The organism is Streptomyces odonnellii (assembly GCF_000981895.1).
GTDB classification, from domain to species: Bacteria; Actinomycetota; Actinomycetes; order Streptomycetales; family Streptomycetaceae; genus Streptomyces; species Streptomyces odonnellii.
Window position 1 is genome coordinate 1 of the sequence record NZ_LATD01000506.1, and the last position, 7,543, is coordinate 7,543.

The following is a 7,543-nucleotide window of genomic DNA, read 5'->3' on the forward strand; positions in this document are numbered from 1 at the left end:
CCCCTGCACCCGCTCCCGCTCCGCCGCGCGCTTCTTCCCGTACCGAAGAGATCCGGATCGGTCCCCCCGGCCCCGGCACGCTCCTCGCCTGGGCCACCTGGACCTCATGGTCCGCCTGGTTCTCATGGGCCATCTGGTCCGCCCCCGCCGTCTGGACCGGCTGGGCCCTGACCCGGCTGGCGATGCTCCATCTGATCCTTCATGACACCCTCGGCGTGGGCGCGGTCGGCCGCGAGGTGTACGGCGTCTACCGGCACTGGTACGAGCAGATCAAGCTGGGCTCGTTCCCCGTCGACGACGCGACCTGGCAGTACCCGCCCGGCGCCGGGGCCGTACTGCTCTCGCCCATGCTGCTGCCCTGGCTGACCTTCTTCCAGGCGTTCGTCGCCCTGGCCCTGCTCTCCGACGCGGTCATCACCTTCGCTCTGGTACGGGCCGGCCGCCCGGCCGGATCCTCGGCCGCCGGGGCGTGGCTGTGGGTGGGCGGCCTACCGCTGCTGCTGCACACCCCTCTCGTACGGTACGACGTCCAGGCCACCGCCCTCGCCGTCCTCGCCCTGCTCGCCGTACGCCGCCACCCCCTCACCGGCGGGGCACTGGCCGGGCTCGGCGCGATGGTGAAGGTATGGCCGGCACTCACCCTGCTGGGCACCCCCCGCGGCCGTACCACCCGCGCCGCCTGGACCTCCGCGGCAGCCGGCGCCCTCGTACTGCTGGGCGTTCTCGCCCTGAACTTCGAGCGCCCGCTGGACTTTCTGCGCCATCAGGGCGGCCGGGGCATCCAGATCGAGTCGCTCGGCGGCACCGCACTCGCCCTGGCACGGCTGGCGGGCTGGTCAGGCCGGGTCGAATACCGTTACGGCGCCTTCGAGTTCACCGGCCCCCATGTGGCGGCCGTATCCCTGGCGGCCCTGCTGCTGACAGCCTCGGCCCTCTGCTGGCTGCTGCTCTGGCGAGTACGCGCCAGACACTGGACGGCGGCCACCCCCTTCGACGCGGCGCTGACGGCCGTACTCCTCTTCACCGTCACCAGCCGGGTGATCAGCCCGCAGTATCTGATCTGGCTGCTGGGCCTGGCCGCGGTCTGCCTGACCTGCCGGGAGACGACCCAGCGCCCGGTCGCCCTGCTGCTGCTCCCCGCGACCGTCCTCAGCGCCGTCGGCTATCCGGTGCTGTATCTGGATGTCATGGCCGTGACCCCGCTGGGCTGTCTGGTGATGGCAGTCAGAAACGGCCTTCTGCTCGCCGCGGCCCTGCTGGCCTGCCGGCGGCTGTGGACCGGAACGCGAGAGGGTGCGCCCGGCTCGTCATGAGCCCGGCACACCCTCACCCGCCTGCAACCAACTACGCGTACACGGCGTACACGTATCAGCTATCAGCTATGCGTACGCAGCAGGGTCCGCATCGTCCGCATCGCGACCGACAGATTCGCCAGATCGAACGCGTCCGACCCCTGGATCTCCTCCAGCGTCGCCCGCGCCCTGGACAGGATCGCCGCGTTCTTCCCCTCCCACGCCGTGAAGCGCTCCTCCGGCGTCGAGTTCCCATTGCCCACGGTCAGCACATCCGCGGTCAGCGCGGCATGCGCCGCGTACAGGTCCTCACGGATGGAGGCGCGGGCCATCGACTGCCAGCGGTCCGCCCGCGGCAGCTCCACGATCCGGTCCCTGAGCTGGGTGATCCGCAGCCGCTCCCCGAGGTCGTAGTACACCTCGGCGACCGAGAGCGGGTCCTGTCCCGTACGGTCCGCGATCGCCACGATGTCCAGCGTCGGGAAGGCGGACGAGAACCCGGCGACCCGTACGGCCAGCTCCTCCGGAACCCCCGCCTCCGTCAGCTCCGCCAGAATGCGCTGGTACCACTCCATCTCCGCGCCGCGCAGCATCGTGGGCAACTGCGCCCACACCCTCTCGACACCCGCCGCGAAGAACTCGATGGTGCCGGTGATCTCCAGCGGCTGCGGCCGGTTACCCAGCAGCCAGCGCGTACCGCGCTCGACCAGTCGGCGCGAGTGCAGCCTGATCCGGGTCTGGACGTCCGCGGGGACCTGGTTGTCCAGCGCCTCCACCGCGTCCCAGACCGCGTTGAGCCCGAAGATGTCCCTGGCCGAGGCCTGTGCCCGGACGACCTCCTCGATCGACGCCCCGGTCTCCTCGCGCAGCCGGTGCAGGAAGGTCGAACCACCGCTGTTGACGGTGTCGTTGACCAGCACCGTCGTCACGATCTCCCGGCGCAGGGCATGCGAGTCGATCCGCTCGGGGAACTGCTCGCGCAGCGCCGAGGGGAAGTACGCGTGCAGCAGCTTGCGCAGATACGGGTCGTCCGGCAGGTCGGTGTGGATCAGCTCCTCGGCCACCGTGATCTTGGTGTACGCGAGCAGCACCGCCAGCTCGGGCTGGGACAGACCCTTGCCCGCGCTCAGCAGTTCACGGATCTGCCGGTCGCTCGGCAGGAACTCCAGCCCGCGGTCGAGGTGTCCGTCCTGCTCCAGCCTGCGCATGAACCGCTGGTGCGCGTGGAGGAGGGACGGTGCCTGGGAGCAGGCGTTGGCGAGGGCGGTGTTCTGCGCGTAGTTGTTGCGCAGCACCAGCGCGCCGACCTCGTCGGTCATCTCGGCGAGCAGCTTGTTGCGCTGCTTGACGGTGAGATCGCCCTCCGCCACCAGACCGTTGAGCAGGATCTTGATGTTCACCTCGTGGTCGGAGGTGTCCACACCGGCGCTGTTGTCGATCGCGTCGGTGTTGACCCTGCCGCCGGCGCCGCCCGCGCCGCGCCGCGCGAACTCGATCCGGCCGAGCTGGGTGAGCCCCAGATTGCCGCCCTCGCCGACGGCCTTGACCCGCAGCTCCTCGCCGTTGACGCGGATCGGGTCGTTGGCCTTGTCGCCGACATCGGCGTTCGACTCGGTGGAGGCCTTGACGTACGTACCGATCCCGCCGTTCCACAGCAGGTCCACCGGGGCCTTGAGGATCGCCTTCATCAGCTCGGCGGGGGTCAGCTTGGTGACCCCGGGCTCGATGCCGAGGGCATCACGGACATGCGCGTTGACGGCGATGGACTTGGCGGTACGGGGGTGGATGCCGCCGCCCTGCGACAGCAACTGCTTGTTGTAGTCCGCCCACGAGGACCGCGGCAGCTCGAAGAGCCTGCGGCGCTCGGCGTACGAGGTGGCCGCGTCCGGGTGCGGATCGAGGAAGATGTGCCGGTGGTCGAAGGCCGCGACCAGCCGGATGTGCTCGGACAGCAGCATCCCGTTGCCGAACACGTCGCCGGACATGTCGCCGACGCCGACGACCGTGAAGTCCTCGGTCTGGGTGTCGTGCCCCAGCTCCCGGAAGTCCCGCTTGACCGACTCCCACGCCCCACGGGCCGTGATGCCCATGCCCTTGTGGTCGTATCCGGCGCTGCCGCCGGAGGCGAAGGCGTCGCCGAGCCAGAAGTCATAGGCGAGCGCGACCTCGTTGGCGATGTCCGAGAAGCTCGCGGTGCCCTTGTCAGCGGCGACGACGAGATACGTGTCGTCCTCGTCGTGCCGGACCACATCGGCCGGCGGCACGACCTCGCCCGCGACCATGTTGTCCGTGATGTCGAGCAGCGCCGAGATGAAGATCTTGTACGAGGCGATGCCCTCGGCGAGCCAGGCGTCCCGGTCCACGGCCGGGTCGGGAAGCTGCTTGGCGACAAAGCCGCCCTTGGCGCCGACCGGCACGATCACCGTGTTCTTCACCATCTGCGCCTTGACCAGGCCTAGCACCTCCGTACGGAAGTCCTCGCGCCGGTCGGACCAGCGCAGCCCGCCGCGGGCGACCTTGCCGAAGCGCAGATGGACGCCCTCGACGCGCGGTGAGTACACCCAGATCTCGAACGCCGGGCGGGGAGCGGGCAGATCGGGGATGGCCTGCGGGTCGAACTTCATGGACACATAGCTGTGGTGCCCGCCGCCCTGCCTCTTGCCTCCCCGCTTGTCCTTGTCGCCCTTGTTCTCACGCTTCCCGTCGGCGCCCTGACCGCTTCTGTCGCTTCCCTCGCCGGCGCTCTGGAAGAAGTTGGTACGGAGCGTGGCCTTGATGAGGGTGAGGAATGACCTGAGGATCCGGTCCTCGTCCAGACTCGCGACCTGGTCGAGAGCGCCGTCCAGCTCCTCCAGCATCGCCTCCGTCAGCTCCGTGCCGGCGCGCTGGCGCTCCGGCGACATCCTGGCTTCGAAGAGGGAGACCAGCAGCCGGGTGGTGTGGACGTTGCTGCGGAGGGTGTCCTCCATGTAGTCCTGGCTGAAGGTGGTGCCCGACTGGCGCAGATACTTGGCGTACGCGCGCAGCACCATCGCCTGCCGCCAGTCCAGACCGGCGCGCAGGACAAGGGAGTTGAAGCCGTCGTTCTCCGCGGCGCCGGTCCAGACCGCCGCGAAGGCGTCCTGGAAGCGTTCGCGGGCGTCATCGGCGAGATAGTCGCCGTCCGCGCCGCCCAGCGGCATCCGCAGGCCGAAGTCGTAGATCCAGGCGATCGTACGGTCGGTGCAGCGCAGCTCGTACGGACGCTCGTCGACGACCTCCACCCCGAGCCGCTGGAGCACGGGCAGGACGGCGGAGAGCGAAACCTGCTCGCCCGAGCGGTAGATCTTGAAGCGCCGCTCGCCGGGACCCGCGCCGACCGGCTCGTACAGCGAGAGCGAGAAGTCCGACTCGGCCTTGCTGAGCGCCTCCAGGTGCACCAGGTCCGCGACGGCCGCGCGCGGCGAGTGGTCCGCCTTGTACCCCTCCGGGAACGCGTTGCCGTACTGGCGCAGCAGCTCGGCGGCGCGCTCCTCGCCGCATTCGGCGTTCAGCGCCTCGCCGAAGGCATCGCTCCAGGAGCGGGCGGCCTCGACGAGCCGGGCCTCGATCCGCTCGGTGTCGGCGTCGGTGAGCTTGGCCAGCTCGGTGCCCCGGGGGACCCGGACGACGAAGTGGAGCCGGGAGAGGATCGATTCGGTGTTCCACGCGGTGAAGTCGACGCTGGAGCCGCCCAGCTCCTCCTTGAGGATGTCGACCAGCCGCAGCCGGACGCCGGTGGTGTACCGGTCGCGCGGCAGGTAGACAAGGGCCGAGTAGTACCGCCCGTACTCGTCCTGGCGCAGATACAGCCGCAGCCGTCTGCGCTCCTGGAGGTAGAGCACGCTGGTGACGATCGACCGGAGCTGGTCGACCGGCGTCTGGAACAGTTCGTCGCGCGGATAGGTCTCCAGGATCTGGAGCAGATCGCGGCCGTCGTGGCTGTCGGGCGAGAAGCCCGCGCCCTCCAGCACCTCGGCGACCTTGCGCCGGATCACCGGGACCCGCCGTACGGACTCGGTGTACGCGGCCGAGGAGAAGAGCCCGAGGAAACGCCGCTCTCCGACGACATTGCCCTTGTCGTCGAACTTCTTCACCCCGACATAGTCGAGATAGCCCGACCGGTGAACGGTGGAGCGGCTGTTGGCCTTGGTGAGGACGAGCAGCTTGTGCTCGCGGGCCTTGGCGCGGGCGTCGGCGGGCAGCCGGCTGAAGGACGGGCTGACCGGGTGGTCGTCGTCCTCGCTCTGCCGGGGGTCGGAGCGCAGGATGCCGAGACCGGTGCCGGGCACGGCCGACAGGGCGTCCGCGTCGGTGAGCTGATACTCGCGGTAGCCGAGGAAGGTGAAGTGGTCGGCGGCGAGCCAGCGCAGCAGCTCGCGGGCCTCCTCGACCTCCTGGTCACGCAGATCGTCGGCGGTCGGCTCGGTGGGCAGTTCCTCGGCGATGCGCAGCGCGGAGTCGCGCATCTTCTTCCAGTCCTCGACGGTCTCGCGGACGTCGGACAGGACACGGAGCAGGTCGGCGGTCATCTGCTTGAGATCGGCGCGGTCGGTCTCGCGGTCGATCTCGACATGGATCCAGGACTCGGTCAGCACATCGTGCGACCGGTCCGCCGCGGTGGCGTTCGCCTCGGGGAGCACCTCGATCAGCTTGCCGGTGACATCACGGCGTACGACGACCTGCGGGTGGATCACCGCGTGGATACCGCGGCCCTGACGGGACAGCTCATTGGTGACGGAGTCCACCAGGAACGGCATGTCGTCGGTGACCACCTCGACCACGGAGTGGCTGCACGTCCAGCCGTTCTCCTCGACCGTCGGGGTGTGCACCCGTACGCTGGCCGTCCCCTGCGGGCGGTGTCCCGCCAGCCGGTAGTGCGAAAGCGCCGCGCCGAGGATGTCGACCGGATCGCGGTCGGAGAGGTCCTCGGGGGCCGTGTGCAGGTAGTAACGCTGGAGGTACGCACGGAGCGCGCCCTGGCCGTCCAGACCGGCACCGCCGCCGGGCACGCCCGGGGCGCCGGCTGGCGCGCCGTCACGGGGGCCGGTCGCCGCCTCGTCCTCCCGGGGGCCGCCCCCGAGCGCCCCGGTCCACCCCGCCGGGCTGTTCTCAGCGGCCCGGGCCGCCTGTTCCAGCAGCTCAGCCTTGGCTTCGTCCAGCTTGATCTGCATGTCCTCTGGCTCCTGTCGCGCGCCATTGCGTGACGTTGGTGAAGGATGCGACGCAACGCCACGACGCGGGGTTTCCGGTCGAGGTCGACGTTATGCCGCGATGAGAGACGTCCGGGGCGTTATTGGCCAATTTTGGCGGCCGGCCCGGACCGTGGCGATCAGCGATCGTCCGGACGCTGTGGCGCTCCGGGCACGGGCGGGAGGCCTCACTGCCCCCACGGCATATCGCACTGATCACCGCCCAAGGCTATATCCCCTCGCCGCGAGGCCGTCATGAGCCGCATGTGCAAAAGACGGCGCCCAACTTTGACACTCTGGACAGCGACACGGGCCGCGCGGGCCGGGACGGGAAACGGTCCACGCGACGACACTGGTCGACATATGGACAGATTCTCGACAGATGGACGGATCGACCCACCCCTTCCGGGAGCAGTCATGACAGCCAAGGTTCTGATCGTCACCGGCGACGCCGCCGAGTCCCTCGAAGTCCTCTATCCCTATCAGCGTCTGCGCGAGGAGGGCTACGAGGTCCATATCGCGGCCCCCACCCGCAAGAAGCTCCGGTTCGTCGTCCACGACTTCGAGCCCGGTTTCGACACCTACACCGAGAAGCCCGGCTACACCTGGCCCGCCGACCTCGCCTTCTCCGAGGTCGACCCCACGCAGTACGCCGCCGTCGTCATCCCGGGCGGCCGCGCCCCCGAGTATCTGAGGGGCGACCCGGAGCTGCGCAAGATCCTCAAGTCCTTCTTCGACGCCGACAAGCCGGTCGCCCAGATCTGCCACGGCCCCCTCCTCACCGCCGCCCTCGGTGAACTGGCCGGCCGCCGCGTCACCGCCTACCCGGCGCTGGAACTCGACATGCAGGCCGCCGGAGCCACCTTCCAGGACACCGAGGCGGTGGTGGACGGCAATATCGTCTCCTCCCGTGCCTGGCCCGACCACTCGGCCTGGATGCGTGAATTCCTCACGATCCTCCGAGCGAAGGCCCCCGTCACCTGACCTCCGTCGCCTGCCCCGCCCTGCCCGTGCCGGGCACCATGGCGCCCATCCCCGCCC

General features: G+C 69.7%; 3 protein-coding genes. 2 read left to right on the plus strand and 1 reads right to left on the minus strand.

The annotated features are described in order from the left end of the window. The first annotated feature begins 182 nt into the window (after window positions 1-182). The gene (locus WH07_RS34095) at window positions 183-1,313 is read left to right on the plus strand and encodes a glycosyltransferase family 87 protein (RefSeq protein WP_063775880.1); all 1,131 of its coding nucleotides are present in this window, start codon (window positions 183-185) and stop codon (window positions 1,311-1,313) included. Between the two features lie 62 nt (window positions 1,314-1,375). Here WH07_RS34095 and WH07_RS34100 read toward each other — a convergent pair whose 3' ends face one another. Continuing rightward, window positions 1,376-6,484 carry an NAD-glutamate dehydrogenase gene (locus WH07_RS34100; protein WP_046508755.1) on the minus strand — a complete coding sequence of 1,703 codons (5,109 nt, stop codon included), beginning with the start codon at window positions 6,482-6,484 and terminating at the stop codon, window positions 1,376-1,378. A gap of 435 nt (window positions 6,485-6,919) precedes the next feature. On the opposite strand from WH07_RS34100, the gene WH07_RS34105 reads away from it, so the two are divergent. Next, the gene (locus tag WH07_RS34105) at window positions 6,920-7,486 is read left to right on the plus strand and encodes a DJ-1/PfpI family protein (RefSeq protein ID WP_046508757.1); all 567 of its coding nucleotides are present in this window, start codon (window positions 6,920-6,922) and stop codon (window positions 7,484-7,486) included. The last annotated feature ends 57 nt before the right edge of the window (window positions 7,487-7,543 follow it).